Source organism: Wenzhouxiangella sp. 15190 (assembly GCF_003417465.1).
Taxonomy (GTDB): Bacteria; Pseudomonadota; Gammaproteobacteria; order Xanthomonadales; family Wenzhouxiangellaceae; genus Wenzhouxiangella.
Genome location: NZ_QVMV01000030.1, coordinates 83248 through 103682, shown reverse-complemented (window position 1 = coordinate 103682; position 20435 = coordinate 83248). Strand labels below are relative to the sequence as shown.

General features: G+C 62.8%; 20 protein-coding genes. 4 read left to right on the top strand and 16 right to left on the bottom strand.

What is annotated here, in order from left to right; all coding sequences use genetic code 11:
• Positions 1-83: 83 nt before the first annotated feature.
• Both DZK26_RS09010 and rnt read right to left on the bottom strand, forming a co-directional pair.
• The gene (locus DZK26_RS09010; RefSeq protein ID WP_116896696.1) at positions 84-665 is read right to left on the bottom strand and encodes a superoxide dismutase; all 582 of its coding nucleotides are present in this window, start codon (positions 663-665) and stop codon (positions 84-86) included.
• 369 nt (positions 666-1034) lie between these two features.
• On the bottom strand, positions 1035-1655 hold the full coding sequence (gene rnt, locus DZK26_RS09005; RefSeq protein WP_181918209.1) for a ribonuclease T: 621 nt from the start codon (positions 1653-1655) through the stop codon (positions 1035-1037).
• Positions 1656-1686: 31 nt separating this feature from the next.
• On the opposite strand from rnt, the gene DZK26_RS09000 reads away from it, so the two are divergent.
• Positions 1687-2559, top strand: coding sequence for a TraB/GumN family protein (locus DZK26_RS09000; protein WP_181918210.1), 873 nt, complete (start codon positions 1687-1689; stop codon positions 2557-2559).
• Here the strand turns inward: DZK26_RS09000 and DZK26_RS08995 are convergent.
• The 6 genes from DZK26_RS08995 to DZK26_RS08970 all read right to left on the bottom strand — a co-directional run bounded on the left by DZK26_RS08995 (position 2553) and on the right by DZK26_RS08970 (position 6614).
• Positions 2553-3344: a DUF2063 domain-containing protein gene (locus tag DZK26_RS08995; protein ID WP_116896699.1), complete on the bottom strand. Its 792-nt coding sequence runs from the start codon at positions 3342-3344 to the stop codon at positions 2553-2555. The two genes, DZK26_RS09000 and DZK26_RS08995, sit on opposite strands and share 7 nt — an antisense overlap.
• Positions 3310-4167, bottom strand: a complete 858-nt coding sequence (locus DZK26_RS08990) for a DUF692 domain-containing protein (protein WP_116896700.1) — start codon at positions 4165-4167, stop codon at positions 3310-3312. The genes DZK26_RS08995 and DZK26_RS08990 overlap by 35 nt, the downstream gene beginning before the upstream one ends.
• Positions 4168-4179: 12 nt before the next feature.
• The gene (locus DZK26_RS08985) at positions 4180-4488 is read right to left on the bottom strand and encodes a hypothetical protein (RefSeq protein ID WP_116896701.1); all 309 of its coding nucleotides are present in this window, start codon (positions 4486-4488) and stop codon (positions 4180-4182) included.
• A gap of 95 nt (positions 4489-4583) precedes the next feature.
• Positions 4584-5249 (bottom strand): endonuclease III, encoded by a 666-nt coding sequence (gene nth, locus DZK26_RS08980; protein ID WP_116896702.1) that lies wholly within the window; start codon positions 5247-5249, stop codon positions 4584-4586.
• Positions 5246-5941 (bottom strand): electron transport complex subunit E, encoded by a 696-nt coding sequence (locus tag DZK26_RS08975; protein ID WP_116896703.1) that lies wholly within the window; start codon positions 5939-5941, stop codon positions 5246-5248. Before DZK26_RS08975 ends, nth begins: the two co-directional genes overlap by 4 nt.
• Positions 5942-5999: 58 nt before the next feature.
• Positions 6000-6614, bottom strand: a complete 615-nt coding sequence (locus DZK26_RS08970) for an RnfABCDGE type electron transport complex subunit G (protein WP_181918211.1) — start codon at positions 6612-6614, stop codon at positions 6000-6002.
• Positions 6615-6882: 268 nt separating this feature from the next.
• Here DZK26_RS08970 and DZK26_RS08965 point away from each other — a divergent pair, with 268 nt between their 5' ends.
• A complete protein-coding gene (locus tag DZK26_RS08965) occupies positions 6883-10077 on the top strand; it encodes a choice-of-anchor O protein (RefSeq protein WP_116896705.1) in 3195 nt (1064 codons plus the stop codon).
• Positions 10078-10167: 90 nt separating this feature from the next.
• The gene (locus DZK26_RS08960; RefSeq protein ID WP_181918212.1) at positions 10168-11058 is read left to right on the top strand and encodes a choice-of-anchor V domain-containing protein; all 891 of its coding nucleotides are present in this window, start codon (positions 10168-10170) and stop codon (positions 11056-11058) included.
• Between the two features lie 13 nt (positions 11059-11071).
• On the opposite strand, the gene DZK26_RS08955 is transcribed toward DZK26_RS08960, so the two are convergent.
• The 3 genes from DZK26_RS08955 to rsxB form a co-directional block, all read right to left on the bottom strand.
• Positions 11072-12118, bottom strand: a complete 1047-nt coding sequence (locus tag DZK26_RS08955) for an RnfABCDGE type electron transport complex subunit D (protein WP_116896707.1) — start codon at positions 12116-12118, stop codon at positions 11072-11074.
• Between the two features lie 181 nt (positions 12119-12299).
• Complete coding sequence (rsxC, locus tag DZK26_RS08950) at positions 12300-13829, bottom strand: electron transport complex subunit RsxC (protein WP_116896708.1); 1530 nt, start codon at positions 13827-13829, stop codon at positions 12300-12302.
• Positions 13822-14379, bottom strand: coding sequence for an electron transport complex subunit RsxB (rsxB, locus tag DZK26_RS08945; RefSeq protein ID WP_116896709.1), 558 nt, complete (start codon positions 14377-14379; stop codon positions 13822-13824). The genes rsxC and rsxB overlap by 8 nt, the downstream gene beginning before the upstream one ends.
• 114 nt (positions 14380-14493) lie before the next feature.
• Between rsxB and DZK26_RS08940 the strand changes: the two genes are divergently transcribed.
• Complete coding sequence (locus DZK26_RS08940; RefSeq protein WP_116896710.1) at positions 14494-14862, top strand: cupin domain-containing protein; 369 nt, start codon at positions 14494-14496, stop codon at positions 14860-14862.
• Here DZK26_RS08940 and DZK26_RS08935 read toward each other — a convergent pair.
• The 5 genes from DZK26_RS08935 to metG form a co-directional block, all read right to left on the bottom strand.
• Complete coding sequence (locus DZK26_RS08935; protein WP_116896711.1) at positions 14859-15641, bottom strand: DUF2189 domain-containing protein; 783 nt, start codon at positions 15639-15641, stop codon at positions 14859-14861. The genes DZK26_RS08940 and DZK26_RS08935 overlap by 4 nt on opposite strands.
• Complete coding sequence (locus tag DZK26_RS08930) at positions 15641-16207, bottom strand: PH domain-containing protein (protein ID WP_116896712.1); 567 nt, start codon at positions 16205-16207, stop codon at positions 15641-15643. The genes DZK26_RS08935 and DZK26_RS08930 overlap by 1 nt, the downstream gene beginning before the upstream one ends.
• Positions 16208-16267: 60 nt before the next feature.
• Positions 16268-17584 (bottom strand): PQQ-dependent sugar dehydrogenase, encoded by a 1317-nt coding sequence (locus DZK26_RS08925; RefSeq protein WP_116896713.1) that lies wholly within the window; start codon positions 17582-17584, stop codon positions 16268-16270.
• A gap of 81 nt (positions 17585-17665) precedes the next feature.
• Positions 17666-18244 (bottom strand): electron transport complex subunit RsxA, encoded by a 579-nt coding sequence (gene rsxA, locus DZK26_RS08920; protein ID WP_116896714.1) that lies wholly within the window; start codon positions 18242-18244, stop codon positions 17666-17668.
• A 137-nt stretch (positions 18245-18381) separates the two neighbouring features.
• Complete coding sequence (gene metG / locus DZK26_RS08915) at positions 18382-20421, bottom strand: methionine--tRNA ligase (protein ID WP_116896783.1); 2040 nt, start codon at positions 20419-20421, stop codon at positions 18382-18384.
• Positions 20422-20435 lie beyond the last annotated feature (14 nt).

The following is a 20435-nucleotide window of genomic DNA, read 5'->3' as shown; positions in this document are numbered from 1 at the left end:
GTCACTCGGGTCGCACCACACGATCTGCGGCATTTCCGACTGAAACGCGCTCCGCGCAGAGTTATTCAGAGGCTCCTTAATGGTCAGTTGCGCAGACGCGAAGCGACGAAGTCCCAGTCGACGATCTCCAGGAAGGCTTCGACGTACTTGGGCCGCGCGTTGCGGTAATCGATGTAGTAGGCATGCTCCCACACGTCACAACCCAGCAGGGCGGTGTTGTCGGTCAGCAGCGGGTTTTCCGCGTTCGGCGTGGACGTGATCTCCAGCTTGCCGTCCGGAGTCTGTACCAGCCAGCCCCAGCCGGATCCGAAGCGCTTGACGCAGGCCTGGGTGAATTGATCGACGAAGCGATTGTAATCGCCGAAATCGCGCTGGATCAGTTCGCCCAGCTTGCCCTCGGGTTCCTTGCCGCCGTTGGGCGTCATGCAACGCCAGTACAGGTTGTGGTTCCAGATCTGGCCGGCGTTGTTGAACATGGGACCGGAGGACTTGCGAACGATGTCCTCGAGCTGCATGTCGGCGAACTCGGTGCCGTCGATCATGTCGTTGAGCGTGTTGACGTAAGTCTGGTGGTGTTTGCCGTAGTGATATTCCAGCGTCTCGGCCGAAATGTTCGGCGCCAGCGCGTCCATCGAGTAGGGCAGGTCGGGAAGCTCAAAAGCCATGTTGCGATCCTCCGTTGCGTGCGAATGAAGAAAACTCTTACCTGAAACTACATTGGAATGATAAACCCTTCCTTTCAAGGGCGTGCGAATTGGTGTGCTGTCTGGTCCTAATTGCTGATATCAGAGTCCCGCAAATGGTTCACAAAAAGGCGCGAGCCGCAGGGCAGAGTGGGCCTCTGTTCAAGGCTTGCAACGCCGTTGTGGGCCATTTGCGGGACTCCCTTTGGGCGAGCCGCCAAGCGGCCATCTGCGGCGTTGCGCGCTCTTGAAAGGGAACCTCCCTTCCGGCGAGCGAGCGCCTGGCAGCTGACCGCTTGGCGACTCGCTGATATCAGCAATTAGGGCCAGACAGCACACTAGGCCGGAGCGTCAGCCATTGTCTTCTTCCAGTTCCTCCAGGTGACGCCAGCGGTTGACGATGTTGCAAAAGAGCGCCGCGGTGCGCTCGGTATCGTAAGCGGCCGAGTGGGCCCGGCTCTTGTCCCAGTCCAGGCCGGCGGCCGTCACGGCCCGCGCCAGCACGGTCTGCCCGTAGGCCAGCCCGCCGAGCGTGGCGGTATCGAAGCAACTGAATGGGTGGAACGGGTTTCGCTTGTAGTTGGTGCGCTCGATTGCGGCATTGAGAAAGCCCAGGTCGAAATGCGCGTTGTGGCCGACCAGGACGGCGCGTTTGCAGCCGGTCTCACGCAGGCTGTGGCGAACGGGCAGGAACAGGTGCCGGAGTGCGTCGCGTTCAGCCACGGCCGGCCGGAGCGGGTGATCGGGACGGATACCGTTGAATTCCAGCGCGGCTTCTTCGATGTTGGCGCCCTCGAAGGGCTTGATATGCTGCATCATGATCTCGCCGGGCGAGAGCCAGCCGTCGTCGTCCATCTCGATGATGCACATGGCGAGTTCGAGGAGGGCATCGGTACGAGCATTGAAGCCGCCGGTCTCGACGTCGACGACTACGGGCTGGAAACCGCGAAAGCGGTTGACGATTGAAGGCATGAAAAGAGACGCAGGCAAAAGAGTCAGGATAATGCACCGTCACCCGTTTGACCACAGAAGGTTATGGATCAGCGCCTTCGCCCTGGCGTTGGCGTTCCTGCCCGTGGCGGTGTCGGCCGAGGTGTTCTGGTCGGTCACCGACGACAACGGCCGGCGGAACTGGTTGCTGGGTACGATGCACAGCGAGGATCCACGATTGCTCGAATGGCCAAAGCCGTTGGTCGAAGCGCTCGGGAAGGCGGACCGAATTGCACTCGAGCTCGTGCCCGACGGCAGAATGCTCGAGCGCTTGCAACAGGCGATGGTGTCCGAACGAAGCCTGGACGACGTTCTCGATCCCGAACTTCACCGTCAGGTGGTGACGATCCTGACCGACAAATACGGCCTGACCCGGTCGGCCGTCAACCGGCTCAAGCCCTGGGCCGTGGCGCTGACGCTGGCGACGCCGCCGCCGGAGACCGGGATGTACATGGACCTGATGATTTCCTACCGCGCCCAGGGGGCCGGTCTCGATGTGATGGCGCTGGAAACCGTCGATGAGCAGATCGATTTCCTGGCCGGCCTGCCGCTCGAAGATCAACTCAGCCTGATTCGCGAGACCGTCGACGACCACGATGACCACGCGGCCGTTTTCGAGCAACTCGTAGCGGCCTACCTCGACGGCGATCTCGAGCGGCTGGACCGGCTGGCCGAAGAGCAAATGGCGGGGTTGGACGGGCGCATCGTGCGCTACTTCAATGAGCAGGGCCTGGCCGCGCGCAATCGGCGCATGCTCGAGCGGGCCGAGTCCTGGCTGGAAGCCGGCGGGCTGATCATCGCCGTGGGGGCGTTGCATCTGCACGGCGAGGACGGGTTGGTCGAGTTGCTCAGGGAGCGGGGCTGGCAGGTCGAGGGAATCTACTGATTCGGTTTGGGGCGCGCCCCGAGCACGACTTCGCGCTCGAGCAGGCGCTCGAGCATGGAGCGACCGGACTGCACGATCGCTTGCGAGTTCGGTGCCTGCATTTCCTCGGCGATTTTTTCGAGAACCGCCCGTCCCGACAGTTGGGGTTGCTGGTCGATGAGTTCGAGCAAGCGTGCGGTGACTGCATTGAGTTTCATGAAGCCGGTGCGATCGTTTCGCCGGCGCCAGGCGGCCAGAATCAGCGGCTCGTCGAGCGGAGCATCGGGCTGGTTCTCAGGCGCGATTTCGTGCACCGGCCACCGGTACTGCGCCAGCCTCAAGGTGGGATTGAGCGCGACGGGGGCTGAAAGCAGATCGCCGTCGCTTTGACAGTCGGTCTCGTTCGGGTCGGCCTCGGCCAGTCGCACGCAGGTCTCCAGGAATTCCCAGTGGGCCAGCTCCAGCGCGAACGGCGGCAGGCCGTCGGGCTGTTCTTCCTCCAGAAAGCGCACGAATTCCCGGCCGATTTCGGTGAACATCGGCGTGGTCGAGCGATGCTCGGTCAGGAACTCGCGGATCAGCGATTGCCAGCGCTTCCGGTCGACGATTCTGTGGAGCACCGGGAAGTTCTTCGAGAACAGGTTGCTCAGGTTGCTGAAGACCAGCCGCCGGTAGATCGCCAGGCGACGCTCTTCAGGACCCTCCGGCGCCTCGATGTGCTCGGGGTCGCGAATATGCCCGGCGAACTGCCGCTGCAGGGCGAGCAGGCTTTCAGGAGGCGAATTGCTGTCGCTGTGCGGGGGCATGTTCGTGCTGCAGGTTACGAATATGGGAGACCTCGGCGAGAAGTTCTTCGGCCGGAGGGAAATTGAAGTCGCGCTCGAGCAGCGTCGGTACGGCGCCCAGTCGCTGGTAGGCCTCGGCCAGCAGTTGCCAGACCGGGTCGATGACCGCTGCGCCGTGGGTATCGATGATCAGATCCTCGGCCTCGTTGTAATGACCGGCCACGTGGATGTAGGCGATCCGGTCGGCGGGCAGGCCGGCCAGAAACTCGTGCGGATCGTAGCGGTGATTCACGCTGTTGACGTAGATGTTGTTGACGTCGAGCAACAGCAGGCAGTCGGCCTTCTCGAGTACGGCGTTGATGAATTCCAGCTCGCTCATCTGGGCGCCAACCGTCGCATAGTAGGAGATATTCTCCACCGCGATGCGGCGACCGACGATGTTCTGGGTTTCGCGGATGCGCGAAGCGACCCAGTCGACGGCCTCTTCGGTAAAGGGGATGGGCATCAGGTCATAGAGATGCCCGTGTTCGGAGCAATAGCTCAGGTGCTCGGAATAGCCCCTGATGCCGTGCTGGTCCAGAAAGCGGCGGACCCGCTCCAGGAACCCGCGGTCGAGCGGTTCGGGTGCGCCGAGGGAGAGCGACAGCCCGTGACAGACGAAGGGAAAGCGTTCGGTGTACTCGGCGAAGCGGCGGCCAAGACGGCCGCCGACGCCGATCCAGTTTTCGGGAGCGACCTCCATGAAACCGACCTCGGAGAGGTCGGCCTCACGCAGGGGTTCGAGCAGGCCTCGTCTAAGGCCCAGCCCGGCTCCTTTCAGATCAAAGGTGGATGCTCTTGACATGCTCAGCAAGAATCAGACGCTGCCGCAGGAGCCCTCTCCGCAGCTGCCTTCTTCGTCCTTGTCGTCGCCGGAATCTTCACCGCAGGAGCCTTCCTTATCCTTGTCTTCGCCGCAGGAACCTTCGCCACAGCTGCCTTCCTTGTCCTTGTCTTCACCGCACTTGCCTTCCTTGTCGTCGTCGGCGGAGACCTGGAAGCCGGCCGGCAGATCTTCGGCCTGGAATGGATCGACGCCGGTGTCCTGGGATGCCATTGCGCTCAGGGAAAACGAGGCGGCGGCAACGGTACTGATGGCGGTAAGCAGGTATTTCTTGTCGGTCATGACTGATCCTCCACGGATTGGAATAAGGTTGAACACCAGAACTTGATGTTCGTCAATACTCTAGCATCCGGGTGTTAAATGTGCGCTACGGGAATTTACTTAGCGTCATCGGGGCGCGTCGCTTCGAAATGACGCTGTTTCTGCCGCCACCGGCACAGGTCGTAGACGGGGCATTGGCCGCATAGTGGCTTGCGCGCCTTGCAGGTGTAGCGCCCGTGCAGGATCAGCCAGTGGTGGGCGTCCTTGAGGTAGGCTTCGGGCACGCGCTTGAGCAGCGCCTTCTCGACAGCGAGCGGGGTTTTGCCCGGCGCCAGTCCGGTGCGGTTGGCAACCCGGAAGATGTGCGTGTCTACGGCCATCGTGGGTTGGCCGAAGGCAGTATTGAGCACCACGTTGGCGGTTTTGCGTCCCACTCCGGCCAGGGCCTCCAGTTCGGCCCGGCTGTCCGGCACCACGCCATCGTGCTTTTCGACCAGGTCGCGGCAGGTCCGGATGATGTTCTTCGCCTTGGAGTTGAACAGGCCGATCGTCTTGATGTACTCCTTGAGGCCATCTTCGCCCAGCTCGAGGATCGCTTGCGGGGTGTTGGCCACCGGGAACAGGCGACGGGTGGCCTTGTTGACGCCTGCGTCCGTGGCCTGGGCGGACAGGATGACGGCCACCAGCAGTTCGAAGGGAGTTTCGTACGCCAGCTCCGTCGTCGGATGGGGGTTGAGTTCTTTCAGCCTGCGAAAGAACGCCTCGCGATCGGCCTTGTTCATGGCGTGGTCGGTTGGGCGGGTGATGGGGAAGTGCGCGATTCTACGGCAGCCCGACGCGGCCGGTTGACCAGATATTGCCGCAGCGCCACCAGCAGCCCCAGGCCGATGAAGGCACCCGGTGGCAGAACGGCCAGCAGCAGGCCCTGGTCGAAGGGCAGCAGCTGTATTGTCCAGGCACTGGCCGCCCCGCCGAAGAGCATGTCGGCGCCGGCCAGCAGCGTGCCCTGGCCGACGATTTCCCGGCCCGCACCGAGCACGATCAGCACGGCGGCGAAACCGGTGCCCTGGGCCAACGCGTCGATCAGGCTGGCACCCACCGGCTGTTTCGAGGCGAAGGCCTCGGCGCGGGCCAGGATGGTGCAGTTGGTCACGATCAGCGGCACGAATATGCCCAGGGTGCGGCTGAGCTCGTGCAGCCAGGCCTGCATCGAAAGGTCGATGGCGGTGACCGTCGAGGCGATGATCAGCACGAAGGCGGGGATGCGAAGTTCCGGCCGCCAGGTCGAGCGCAGCACTGACACCAGGCCATTGGAAACCAACAGGACCAGCAGCGTTGCAAGGCCCAGGCCCAGGCCATTGACGGCCGTATTCGACACCGCCAGCAACGGGCACAGTCCCAGCAACTGCACCAGACCCGGGTTATTGTCCCAGAGCCCGTTGCGCCAGATGCGTTTCGATTCAGTTTTTGTCATTTGTCATCTTGATAAACATGGAACCACGGAACGCACGGAACGCACGGAAACTTCGATTTTAGTCCGTGTTTTCCGTGTTTTCCGTGGTTGCAAACAGTTTTTTCTTGTTGGATTCGAACGTCCGCAGGACGCGCTTGACCGCGTCGATGACGGCTGCCGAGGTGATTGTCGCGCTGGTGACCGTATCGAAAGCACCGTCCCTGCGATCCGGAGCCCAGTCTTGCGCTGGAGGATTCTGCAGTGACTTGCCCTCGAACTGCTCGATCCAGTCGCTCTTGCTTCGCTCGATTTTGTCGCCCAAGCCGGGCGTCTCCCGGTGTTCGAGAATGCGGATTCCCAGCACTTTGCCATCTGGATCGACCGCCACCAGCAGTCGAATATCGCCGCTGTAGCCTTCCGATGTAGTCACGTCGATAACGGCAGCCGTGGGTTCATTGTCCAGGCGAGCCCGATACACGGTGGCCGGTTCGCCCAGACCCTGGATCGGCAGGCGTGCGGTGTCGTCGAGTAATTCATTGTTGTAACGGCCCGGCTTCAGCATCGCCGAAACCGCCCGCAGGGCGTGTTCCCGGCGCTCGGCCTCGATCCGCGCTTCAGTCAGCGCGTCCAGACCGGCCAGAACGAGGGCCGCCGCGAGCCCCAGGGCGGCGAATACCCCCAGCGCTGACGTCATGGATTGGCCCGCTTTCATGGATGCATGCTCGACAGAGGGTTCACCGGGATTGTACGCAAGCTTCATTCGGCGGGCTTGGTGCTTGCCTTATTAGGAATTACGCATTTATTGATCCATATCACAAGGGGTGCAACGCCCCGGATGTAGACTTCAACAAGAGGATGAACGGGTTTCGGTGTTTTTGGCGGCTCCTTCTGAAGGGCGCCGGGAATTCTTTGCAACCCTGAGTTTCTGAAATTTTTCGCCTTTCGGCGCTTTGGAGCGTTCAATGTTCAATATCAGATTTTCGGTCGTGGCCCTGACGTCGGCGATCACCGGCGTGATGCTTTCGACCTCAGTGTTTTCCCAGGTCGGGGACCCGATCAATCGAGACATCAACCAGAACATCACGCTGGACTCGTCATTACTCGAGATCGACGGCACCGAGCATTCGCCCGAGGCCGATCACGTTTTTATCAAGTATCTCAGGGAATACGTGGACGCCCAGGCTTCCGACGGTACGGCCACGACGGTGCCGTATACGACGGATGATGAGGCAACCCTTGAAAAGGAGCGAGCCCACGCCAAGCCGGCGATCAGCGTCTTTCTCTATGGCGCGGTCAACTCGCCGGAGCCGGCGGGCGACGAAAACGTCGGCGGTTTCGCCGGACACGGCAAGCGGGATGTCTATTCCGGCGTCAGCCTGGACGACGGCCAGACCTGGAAAACGACCAATCTGTCCGAGTCGGCGGCGGAATTCGCCACCTCGGTGCCGGAATATCCAGGTGACGTGACAAACGTCGTCCACGCAGTGGCCGGCCGGCATATTGCCGTGGCCTGGCAGAGCCGTTACTGCACTTCGGGGTCACCGGCCTATGCACTCGATGATGGCACCACGCCCACGCTCAGTGAAGTTGCAACGGAAATCGGCACGGACCCGGCCACGGACCTGTATCTCACCGACCTGTTCGGCGTTGCCGGCTCGCAGGGTCTTATCGACTACGCCGAATTGGGCTACCCAACGGTGGGCGTCGTTCCCTACAACTGCCTGTGGACGGCTCGTGGCGTGCTCGTGGAGGGGGACGATCCCCGCACCGGCGATGCTACCGAGGCTTTTCATGTGGTCTGGTACAAGCCGGAGCGTTTGACCTCCGGCCGTCGTGACGTCAACCGCGTGGAGATCGCCTTTGTCCAGGACGCGGGTGTCGCACTGGTGTGGCAGGAAGATCCGGGCGGCCTGCTGCCCGGTTCGGGGGAAGGCCCGGGCGAAGGTTGGAGCGGTGCGATCGCCAACAACCAGACCGATATCTGGTACAGCTTCCTGCCCGCCGAGCGCTTCGAAACCGTGGACAACGCCGGCACGGCAGAAGATCTGGCTACCTACTGGCCGGCCAATACCGAAAAGCCCAAGCCCTACGTGCCCTTCGCGGTGCCGATGCGCATGACCAACAACGCGCGTTGCACGGGCAGCGGCGACGGAACCGGCGGCGTTCCCGCCTATTGCACGGCCACCGCGGTGGATTACGGCCTGAAGAATCAGTGTGTCGATACGGTCGTGATTCCCACCGGCCAGGGCAGCGGCACGACCGAAATCTGCGTCAGCGAGGATGGTGTGCCCAACGTGGCCAACACGGCCGCAACGCGCGCCCGCATGTCGTTGCAGGCGAGAACCAACGAGCTGGGCGAAACCGTCGGTGCCTGGGTGGTCGCGGTCGCCGAGGAAAGCAAGGGCCTGGGTCGCTTCTTCTTCGATGTCGGCGAGACCGGCGTGGAGACCGCGACGCCCTGTACAGAAGGCGCGGAAAACTGCGAGATTGCCGATATCGGCAAGAACGTCTGGTACTTCTCTTTCGAGATGGGCAGCCCCGCCACCAGCGCCGACAGCTCCGAAACCGGCCTGGTCAAGAACCTGGTCGCCCAGGGCAACATGCTCAACCAGCCGGAAATCGACTGGCGCACGGGTGAAACCCACCCGCCGATGAGTACGGTCGACATGTGGAACTTCATCGGCGTGGATGCCGGAGAGGACTACAATTTCGATATCTATCGCACCGAAATCGCCCGTCGCGGCAGCCTGCTGGTCCAGCCGCTGTCCGCAGCTGAGGAAGCCGGCAGTAAACTGACCGCTTTCCCGCTGTACAAGCAAGGCTTGATGCAGCAGGGTGGGCCGGCCGACATCATGGCGCGTCGCCTGGTCGATTCGGGAGCGTCGATCAACCCGTACGACTTCGACAACCTGGTCTGTAGCGAGCGCTTGTTCGCCGACGGCTCCAATCCCTACTATCCCAAGGGTATCTGCAACGAACCGGCGGTCAATCTCTCGGGTACGACCCCGGAGAATTGCGCGGCCGGTGGTGGCGGCGAAAACGATACCAGTGACGGTGTCTGCCCGAGCATTACTGAAGAGGGCATCGCCAGCGACAACCCGGAAGACCAGAAGGTTTTCGACAAGATGGAAACCTGGATCCAGTGCCCGGGTTCGCCCGAATGCGGGACCTTCGATACCAGTGTTAATCTGGGCAGCAACCTGGACGACCAAAGCTGGTACAACCCGCTGGATGTCGCCAAGGGGCACCGCGGCTACATCTGGCGCGACATGATCGTGGTGATGTATGCCTGGTCGCCCAACTGGAAGCGCAATGCCGACGGCAACGATCGCTACGAACTCTATATACGGCGATCCTTCGACGGCGGTCGCTCCTGGACCACCACGCCGGCCAGTTGGGGCGGTGAAGGGACGGCCACCTGCGAATTCATGCGTGATGGCGCGACCGCCCCTGAATCCGAGCGCCGCTGCACCGCTTATGCGGCGGGAGCACCGGAGCAGGCGCGCAACGTGTCGCAGCTACAGGGCTCGGAAACGGGTACGTCCACCTACAAGTTCACGGTTCTCGACCCGCGCTATGCGCCGGATCCGCCCACGATGAAGACCATCGGTGCATCGGGTGACGGCGTCTACGACGAGGATTCCGACGAGTTCAATCCGACCCGCTTCTTCGTCGTCTACGAAACCGGTGACAACACCACCGTCGCCGAGGGCGAAGCCGAAGCGCTGGATCTCTTCTATGGTCGAGCCGTCGGCTATGGCGACCACTACCAGGTGAATTCAGCAGAAGCCACGATCGGTGACGACACCACTTGCGATCCTGGCCTGGCAGCAGTCACGGACGACAAGCAAACCTTCGGGATCTTCTGCAACGAGTTTGATCGATTGACGACGGGTTCCGACGTGTCGGCAGAGGAGGCGAGCCTCGCCATGAGCCCGGCCGGCGATACGCTCTACTCCACCTGGGCGCAGTTCACGACCGCCGAAGTGACATTCCCCGAACCCCTGTCCGATACCAGCTACGGGCGTATCTGGTACACCGACCCCTACATGGAGTGGACCTGGGATCCCGCCGATCCGGTGGACGATCCGGTCATCGGCGATCCCCTGGATCTGATCTTCTCGGATCGCTTCGAGTCCCTGATCGGTCAGTTCTGAGCGCCGGGCGGCGCGCGGCGGACTTCGCCGCGCGTCTCTGCCCGCTCATGAACCCGGGAAGGTCCTCAAGACGGGAGAACTCCGGTGTCGATGTCCAGAGCTTGTGTGTGCGCCGTTATCGGCCTGTTGGTGCTTGCGCCTTTTGAAGAAGTACTCGCCTCCTCCTCCGGAGATTTTGACGGCACCCTGCGTCCCGGCGATGTAGGCAACGGCTGCGGCGGCTGCCACGGTTCGGCCGGAGGCGTAAGCACCCAGTCGACGGGCCCTGAGGCGCTTCTGCCCGGTGTGACCGTCGAGTACTTGATCACCGTCTCCGAGATCCAGATCGCGAACGCCGAGGTCGGGTTCACCGCCGCGATCACCAATGATGCCTCTCACCAACCCGTTTTCAGTGTCGTCAGCGGCGAGCCGGCCAGGACCGGCGATAGCGGTACGCAGATCACACATACCAACGAAAGCCAGGCACTCAAGCTGCCCCAGGACGGGGCCGCAAGCTATGCTGTCAATCTGACGATGCCGAACGACACCCCGTTGGGCACCAGCTACACCCTCTACGCCGTTGGCGATGCCGGCAAGAACGCCACCCAGGACGGCTGGGCGCACGCGGCCAGCCTCGCGATCAGGGCCGCTCCGCCGGTTCCGCTGAGCATAACCGCCGACCAGGGCAGCGCCACGGAGTCCGAGATCCCGCTATCCTGGTCGGGCAGTCAGGGAGAACACTTTCGTGTGCTCGCGCGCCCCGGCGCCGAGCCTTCGGGCCCTGCCGATCCAGATGCGATCCTGGTGTACGAAGGGTCGGCGGAGAGCGCGAAGGCAACTGGATTGGCCTCCGATACGACCTACTTCTTCTCCGCCTGGGGCAAGGCACCCTCCGCTGACTACTATTCCAGCGAAGCTGCCCGGGCCAGCGCTTACACGCTCTCGTCCGACCCCGGTTTCATATTCGCAGATCGTTTCGAGACCACGAATATCAGCCGGTAGTGAGCCAGCTGCTCTATGAGCCCGAGCTGCTGTTTCCGTGCCCGTAGGTTCTCGGCCGGGTCAGTCGGTCGACCAGCGGGGCGGTCATGTTCATCAGCAGGATGGCGAAGGCGACGCCGTCGGGGTAGCCGCCCCAGCGCCGGATGACCAGGGTAAGGATCGCGACCCCGGCGCCAAAGAGGAGCTTGCCGCGCAGCGTGCTGCAGCCGCTGACCGGGTCGGTGGCGATGAAGAACGCGCCCAGAACCAGCGCGCCGGAGAAGATGTGCTGCAGCGGCGAGGGGTTGGTGTCGGGGCCGAGCAGCCACAGCGGTGCGGAGACGATGATCGTGGTCGCGAGGACGGCCACGGGCACATGCCAGGAGATGACGCGCTTCCACAGCAGGTAGATTCCGCCCAGGGCGTAGAAGTTGGCGATCCACTCCCAGCCCCGGCCGCCGAAGTCGCCGAAGATCGGGGCATTTCGGATTTCGGTGACCAGCAGGTTTTCGCGCACGCCAGTTCGAAGTTCGTCCAGCGGCGTGGCGCCGGTGACGGCGTCCCAGTTCAGCTTGGCTGGAAGGTGGCCGGTGAATATGGCCTGTGCTGTTTCGAGCAGGCCGGGCAGGCCCGGCGAGAGGGAGCGGGGCAACACCCACTGGCTCAGCTCCAGCGGGAAGGCGATGATGACGGCGGCAAAGCCGACCATGGCCGGGTTGAAGAGGTTGTAGCCGAGCCCGCCATAGAGATGCTTGGCGATGACGATTGCGAACAACATGCCGATTGCCGCGATCCACCAGGGTGCCAGCGGGGGCATGCACAGGGCGAACAGCACGCCCGTCACCACCGCGCTGTAGTCCGACAGAAACAGCCGAATGGGGCGATCGCGCAACTTCAGCATCGCCGCCTCGAGGCCCACCGCGAATGCGACGGCAAGCGCGATCTGGAACAGGATGCCGTAACCGAAAAACCACACGTGCGCGACCACCGCCGGCACCAGCGCATAGAGCACCTGCCGCATGACCCCACCCACGCTGGCGGCGGGCGGTTGATGAGGCGCACCTGCAAGCTCGAATTTCATTGCTGTTCTTTTCTTGAAATATTGTCCACAGATGAACACAGATGAACACAGATGAAAGAACTTGATTGGATGAGGGCAGATGCTGTCGCAGAGCTGGATCCTATGTGAGACCTACCGGAACTGATCGAACGGATCATTAATAATCTGTGTTTATCCGTGTTCATCTGTGGACAAAAGGTTTTCATGTTTTCTTGTTTCTCTTTGCTCGCTCGATTGCGGCCTGGATTTCGTCCTGCGCCTCTTCCGGGCGCTTGAGCTTCTCTTCGCGTTCCTTCCGCCTGGCCTGCCGCTCCTCCTTTTCGCGACGCAGTCGTTCTTCCCGCGCCTCGTAGCGTCGCTTCGCCAGGGCCGCCCGGCGGCGGTCGAGTCGGCGTCGGGTCAGTTCATCCTTGCCGTGTTTGTAATAGTCGACCAGTGGGATATGGCTCGGGCAAACAGCCGCGCAACAGCCGCATTCGATGCAGTCAGGCAGGTCATAATCGGCGGCGGCGTCGTAGTTTTCGGCCTCGATCAGCCTGAAAAGGGTCTGCGGCAGCAAACGGGCCGGGCAGACGCGGACGCATTCGCCGCAGTTGATGCAGGGCAGGGTTGGTTGCGTCGGCGCGGTTTCGTTGTCGGTCAGGGCCAGGACGCAGTTGCTGCCCTTGGTAACCGGGATCTCGTCGCTGGCCAGGGCCGTGCCCGACATCGGTCCACCGAGAATCAGCCGCGTGACCTCGCCGCGATAACCGCCGGCGGTCTCGACCAGGTGATTGAAGGGTGTTCCGACGAGGGCCAGCAGGTTGCGCGGCTCGGCGATTCCGGGCCCGGTGACGGTGACGATGCGCTCGATCAGCGGCCTGCCTTCGACGACCGCGTCGCGGGCTGTCGCGGCCGTTCCGACGTTGTGCACGATGACCCCGAGGTCCTGGGGCAGGCCATCGTGAGGCACCTCGCGGCCGGTCAGGGCCTGGATGATCTGGCGCTCGCCGCCTTCGGGATAGACGGTGAAGACCTTGCGGATGCGCACGTTTCTCTCGGCGTCGAGTTCCCGGCGGGCCTCGCGCAGTTTCGCCTCCACCGCACCCATGCGATCTTCGATGGCGATGACGACCCGTTCGGCGCCGGCGGCGCGCGCCAGGATCAGGCCGCCTTCGATGACGTCGCGGGGGCGTTCGCGCATGAGCATTTCGTCGCAGGCGATCCAGGGCTCGCACTCGGCGCCATTGAGAATGACGCTGTGGATACCGGGCCAGTCGCCACGGAGCTTGGCCGCAGTGGGAAACATGGCGCCGCCGAGTCCCGCCATGCCCGCTCGATGCAGGTGGTCGACGATGGCCGTCCCGGATGCATTGCGCCAGTCGGAAAGCGGGTTGCGCTCGGTCCACTCGTCCCGGCCGTCGGGTACGAGCACGATGGCCTGCTGTGTGCCTCCCGGCGGGAAGGCGGCCGGGTGGTCGGTGATCGCTTCGATCGTGCCGGAGCTCGGCGTGTGCTCGGGAACGATGAAATCGTCGCCGGCTGCGGTCAGTGCCTGACCTTTGGCCACCCACTCGCCGGGTTCGACCACAATCCGGCCCGATTCACCCTGGTGTTGCACGACCTGGATGAACAGGCGCTCGGGCATGGGGGGACGTGCAACCGGCCGCTCGCATGCGACCGCCTTGTGGTGCTCGAGTTTCAGTCCGCCGGGAAAGCCGTGGATGCGGTCGCCGGGAAGCAGGTCATCCATGCGCGGCCTCCCGGATCCGGATCGGGATCGGTTGTGGTCGCGGCCAGGTACTGGGCCGGGATTCCTCGATCATGTCGATACAGTCGACCGGACAGGGCTCGATGCAAAGCTCGCAACCGGTGCATTCGGCCGCGATGACGGTGTGCATCTGCCGCTGCGCGCCCAGAATGGCATCGACCGGGCAGGCCTGGATGCAAAGCGTGCAGCCGATGCAGCGATCCTCGTCGATCACGGCGACCATCGGTGGTTTGTGCTCGCCGCGCGACTCGTCAAGCGGCTTGGGCTCGGTGTCGAGCAATTCGGCGAGTTTTCTCACACCTTCCTCGCCACCGGGCGGGCACTGGTTGATGTCGGCCTCCCCGTCGGCGATGGCCTGTGCGTAGGGTCGGCAGCCCGGGTAGCCGCATTGTGCGCATTGAGTCTGCGGCAGGCACTCGTTGATCTGCTCGACCAGGCTGTCCTCGTCCGGCGCCAGTCGGCGGCTGACCCACAGCAGGATGGCCCCTATGACGAGCGCCATGGCGGTCAGTGTCAGGACGGCGGTAACCATGGGGTCATGATAGTGCGTGTGGATCCATTTCGTGGCCGTTGATTTGAAGCAAGTGCCATGGGGCCGGAATCAGGGACAATTCAAATGCAATCATGGGAACAGTGAGGACAGGCAATGAGCGAAACAGACAAGACAACGCTTCCGATCGTGCAGATGGCCCGGGACAACGACGAGTTCCGCAAGGTGATCTGGACGGGTGGCAACAGCCAGCTGGTGCTGATGGCCATCCCTGAAGGCGATGAAATCGGCGGCGAGGTGCACGAAGGTCACGACCAGCTGCTGTGGTTCGTCGACGGCGAAGGCGTGGCCAAGATCGGCGATCGTGAAGAGACGGTGCACGCCGGCGATGTCAGCATCGTGCCGTCGGGAACCTGGCACAACTTCAAAAACACGGGTTCGGGCATGCTGAAGCTCTATACCACCTACTCCCCGCCGGAACACGAGCCGGGCACCGAGCACGAAACGAAAGAAGAAGCTGATTAGTCCAGCAGGGGCCACTGGCTGGCGTCGATAGTGCGCCGGTAGGCGTGCCAGGTTGCATGGCCGATCAAGGGCAGCAGCACGATGAAGGCAAGCCAGGCTGTGGCCGCACCCACCACCACGCAACCCACGATGATGGCGGCCCACACTGCCATCGCCCCCTTGTTTCGCAATATGGCGTTGACCGAAGTGACAACGGCGGTGACCGTGTCGGTGCGGCGGTCCATCAGCATCGGCAGTGAGAAGGCGCTGGCGGCGAAAATGATTGCGCTGAAGACCGCACCCACTGCCGTGCCCACGGCCAGAAAGGGCAGCAGTTCCGACCAGCCGGGGTTCTCGGTGGGCGGAAAGAAGACGTGCACCATGGTCGCCGCCCGGGCCCAGACCAGGAATACCACCGTCAGGATCACGGCAAAGATCAGCGCGTTGCCGACCGCACGCGCGGCATCGCCCATGCTGCGCCCCAGGCTGACCCGCCGACCGTTCTCCAGCCGGCGGCTGATGGCGTACAGGGTCAAGGCGAGCCAGGGCCCGACGAAGACGAATCCCGAGACCAGCCCCAGGTAGAGTCCGATATTGCCGAAAAACCACGTGGCCGCCGTGATGCCATAGCTCAGCAAGAGCATGATCACGCCGTAGCACAGGCTTTGTCGGGGTGCGGCCCTCAGGTCGGCCCAGCCGAGACGCAACCACCCGAACGGCTCGATCGCGGACAGGCGCCGGCAGGGAGCGGCAAACGGCAACTCATCGGAATTGCCGGCCGGGTCGTCTTGCTCGGACATCAGTCGGCCCGCCCGGCCAGGTTTTGTTCGATGCGCTTGAGGCTGTCGCGGATCTCGCCGAGCACTTCGAGCGAGCCCGCCGTCGCCTCTTCGCGGGCACCGGCTTGCGGTCGTGCGGCGTCTTCATCCTCTTCCTGCCAGTCGCTGACGCGATCGCGCTGATCGAGAACGGCGTCGCGAAACTCGTCGACGCCGTCGATGCCGACGATGGTCACCAGTGCCCCTTCCGACGACTGACCGGCCGTTTCGACCTTCATGCCCTTGATGTCGAACAAGCGCATGATCGGCCCCTGATTCAGGGCCAGGTCGGTAATCTTCTCCAGCGGTACGCTTTTTTCCTCCACGTTCCAGATGCCGCGGCGAACCTTGAGATCGCGCCGGGTCAGGACGATCTCGAGCCGGGCGTAATAGCGTTTGGTGAAGTAGTAAACGATCGGCAGGATCAGGGGAAGGAGCGGAATTGCAACCACCGTACAGGTCACCAGGATGGCCGTGCCCCACATCTGATAGCGGATGACTTCCGGCTTGATGCTGGCTTCGCGCAGCACCGGGCTGCGGTTTGTCATGATCGGGGTCCCCTCGGTTGGAATGCGGCCCGGCGACGAGGCCGGGCCGCCGCAAGATTTCTAGCCGTTGTCGGGCACGATGCGCAGCACCTGCCCGTCGGACTCGTCGGTGACCAGGTAGATGGCGCCGTCCGGACCGGTCTTCACGTCGCGAACCCGGCTGCCGATTTCCAGCCATTCCTCACCCACGACCCGGTTGCCGTCCAGCACCAGGCGTGAGACGCGTTCTTCCCGCAGCCCCCCGACGAACAGGTCGCCCTGCCAGGCTTCGAAGGCCTCGCCGGTGTAGAAATCCATGCCGGACGGCGCGATCACCGGATCCCAGAAATAGATCGGCTGCTCCATGCCCTCGGCTTCGGTGCGGCCCTCGTAGACGTCGCCGCCACGATATTCGATGCCGTAGGAGATGGTCGGCCAGCCGTAGTTCTTGCCCGCTTCGGGGCGGTTGAGTTCGTCACCGCCGCGCGGTCCGTGCTCGATCGCCCAGAGGGTACCGTCCGAATCCTTGGCCGCGGCCTGGATATTGCGGTGGCCGTACGACCAGATTTCGGGGGCATTTTGCTCGTGATCGACGAATGGATTGTCCTGCGGCACGGAGCCGTCGAAATTCAACCGCACGATCGTGCCGATATGGTTGGTCGGGTCCTGCGCGTTCTGGCGCACCGGATGGCCCTGGCGGTCACCCATGGTGAGCCACAGCGTGTCTTCGTCTTCAAACACGATGCGCGAGCCGAAGTGCCCGGTCGATTCCACGGCCGGCTGCTGACTGAAGATGACCTCGATGTCTTCGAGGCCGGAACGGTCCTCCTTCAGGCGTGCGCGGGCCAGGGCGGTATTGTTGGTCCCGTCCTCATGCGGTTCGGAGAAACTCAGGAAGATCGTGCGGCTCGACTCGAAATCGGGTGCGATCGCCACGTCCAGCAGGCCGCCCTGGCTGCGGTTGTCCACTTCGGGCACGCCGGCCAGCGGCTCGGAGACGTTTCCGTCGGCGCTCACGTGGCGCAGGCGGCCGGGCCGTTCGGTCACCAGCATCGAACCGTCGGGCAGAAACTCGATCGCCCAGGGATGTTCGAGGCCTTCGGTCACGGTCTCGAGCGTCCAGTCTTCGCTCTCGTCAGGGATGGGTGCCCGCGTCTGGCCCGCGAAGGCCGGTTCCAGGTGCGGTGCCTCACGGTCGCGTGTTTCCGCCGTTTTCGGGGACGCGGTGGCTTCCTCTTCAGGTTGGGTGGTTTCCGCCTGGGCGTCTTCCGAAGCAGGCTCGGTCGCGGCCGGGGTGTCGGTATCGGCCGACGCTGTCTCTTGATCGGGACTGGTGGCCGTTTCGGAATTGCAGGCGGCCAGCAGGAAAATGCTGATGAATAGCAGGATGGTTCTCATGACTGTGCTCCTTCAGTGAGTCGAGACCGGTTCGATGACTATCTTAGCAGTCGTTGTTCAGAGACTCCCTGATAAGGGAGGTTACAGCTTCGCAAACCCGGCGAAGCCCATGAAGGCCAGCGCCATCAGGCCGGCCGTGATCAGGCCGATGGGCGCGCCGCGAAAACTTGCCGGCACGTCGGCCATGGCGAGCTTCTCGCGCGTGGCGGCCAGCATGACCAGCACCAGCCCGAAACCGAGCGCGGCACCGAAGCCGTAGAAGGCCGACTCGACCAGGCTGTGCTGCTCGCGCACGTTGAGCAGGGCCACGCCGAGTACGGCGCAGTTGGAGGTGATCAGCGGCAAGTAGACACCGAGCACCCGATGCAGAAGGGGTGCGGCGTGACGCATGTAGAGCTCGGTCAGCTGAACCAGCGCGGCAATCACCAGGATGAAGGCGACGATGCGCAGGTACTCCAGGCCCAGCGGTACAAGCAGCCACTCGGTAACCATGTAACTGGCCACCGAAGCCAGGGTGAGCACGAATGCCGTGGCCACCGACATGCCGAAGGCCGACGAGACACTGTTCGACACGCCCATGAAGGGGCACAGGCCCAGGAACTGGACAAGTACAAAGTTGTTGACCAGCGCGGCCGATATGACGATGAGGGCGATGTCCATGCGTTTGCAAGAAAATAGAGAATAGAAAATAGAAAATAGAGCGACTCCGCAGCAGGTCACTGCTCTTGTAAGCGGACTCGATTCCTGTCCATTTTCTATTCACTATTTACTATTTTCTAGTTTCCATTTTCTTTCATTCACTTGATGCGCATGCCGGGCTCGGCGCCGCTGTCCGGCGAAAGCAGAAACGGCCGGTCGTCCTCGCCACTGGCCGCCAACACCATGCCTTCAGAGGTGCCGAAGCGCATCTTGCGCGGTTCTAGATTGGCGACCACCACGGTCAGGCGTCCGTCGAGTTCGCCGGGTTCGTAGTACCCGCGGATGCCGGCGAGGACCTGGCGCTGGCCCAGCTCGCCCAGGTCGAGCTGCAGGCGCAGCAGCTTGTCGGCGCCCTCGATTTCCTCTGCCTTTTCGATGCGGGCGATGCGCAGGTCCACTTTCATGAATTCATCGAACTGGATCATGTCGTCGTCTTCACTGTCTGGTTCGTTGGCTTGTTCGGGGCTGTCTGTCAATTGGCCGGATTTACTCAGTGATTCGCGGCTCGCTTCGAGGAGCGCATCGGTCTGTTTTTCCTCGACCCGTTGAAGCAGCGGTCTGAACTTGTTGATTTCATGATCGAGCAGCGGATCGCCGATCAGGTTGAAATCGTCGAGGCGCGTGCCGAGAAACTCGGCGGCCTTCCCGGCGGTTTGCGGAATCACCGGCGAGAGCCAGGTCATCAGCAGCCGGAACAGGTTGAGGGCCTGGGTGCAGATGGCTACGACTTCGTCTTCGCGGCCTTCCTGCTTGGCCAGCTTCCAGGGCTCATGCTCGTTGATGTAGACGTTGGCCTCGTCGGCCAGGGCCATGATGCGGCGGATGGCGGCATGGAAGTTGCGCTTTTCGAAGTCCTCGGTAATGGCCAGGTGCTCACCGACGAAGCGCTGGTGCAGTTCAGGATCCGGCAGCTCGGCCGCCAGCTTGCCACCGCCGAACTTGTGAATGAAGCCGGCCGAGCGACTGGCGATGTTGACCAGCTTGCCGACCAGGTCGGAATTGACCCGGTAGCGGAAGTCCTCGAAGTTGAGGTCGATATCGACCAGGCCGGATCCGAGTTTGGCGGCGAAGTAATAGCGCAGATAGTCCGGGTGCAGGTGCTCCAGCCAGGTGCGCGCCATGATGAAGGTGCCGCGCGACTTCGACATCTTGGTGCCGTTGACCGTCAAAAAGCCGTGGGCGTAGACGCCGGTCGGACGCTTCAGGCCTGCACCCTCGAGCATGGCCGGCCAGAACAGGCAGTGGAAATAAATGATGTCCTTGCCGATGAAATGGTGCATCTCGGCATTGGAGTCGGGTCGCATCCAGTCTTCGAAATCCCAGCCTTGTCGCTTGCACACTTCCATGAAGCTGGCCAGGTAGCCGACCGGTGCATCCATCCAGACGTAGAAGAACTTGTCGTCGGTGTTGGGAATGCGAAAACCGAAATAGGGCGAGTCCCGCGTGACGTCCCAGTCGCGCAGGCCGTCGGCGAACCATTCCTCGAGCTTGTTGGCGACCTCTTCCTGCAGGGCACCGGAGCGGATCCATTCCCGAAGGCTGTCGCTGAAGGCTGACAGCGTGACAAAGTAATGTTCGGTTTTCTTCATCACGGGCGTACTGCCGGAGACGACCGAGCGGGGATCGGTCAGTTCGGTCGGTTCGTAGGTCGCGCCGCAGGACTCGCAGGAATCACCGTACTGGTCCGCCGCACCGCAGCGCGGGCAGCTGCCCTTGATGAAGCGGTCGGGCAGGAACATGTTGCGTTCGGTGTCGAAGTACTGCTCGATCGTGTCCGTGCGGACGACGTCGCGGTCTTTCAGTGCCGACCAGATTCGCTCGACCAGTTCGCGGTTCGTGTCCGTATGCGTCGAGGAGAAGTTGTCGAAGGACAGGGCGAAGTCCTCGAAATCCTTCAGGTGTTCGGCGTGCATCCGCTCGATCAACTCATCGGGGCTGGTGTCCTCCTTTTCGGCGCGCAACATGATCGGCGTACCGTGGGCATCGTCGGCCCAGGCGAAAACCACCTCGTTGCCCATGGCGCGCTGAAACCGTGCCCAGATGTCGGTCTGGATGTACTCGAGCATGTGCCCCATGTGAATCGAGCCGTTGGCATAGGGCAGGGCGGCGGTGACCAGGATGCGGCGCGGGGTGGTCATGGTGTCGGATTTCG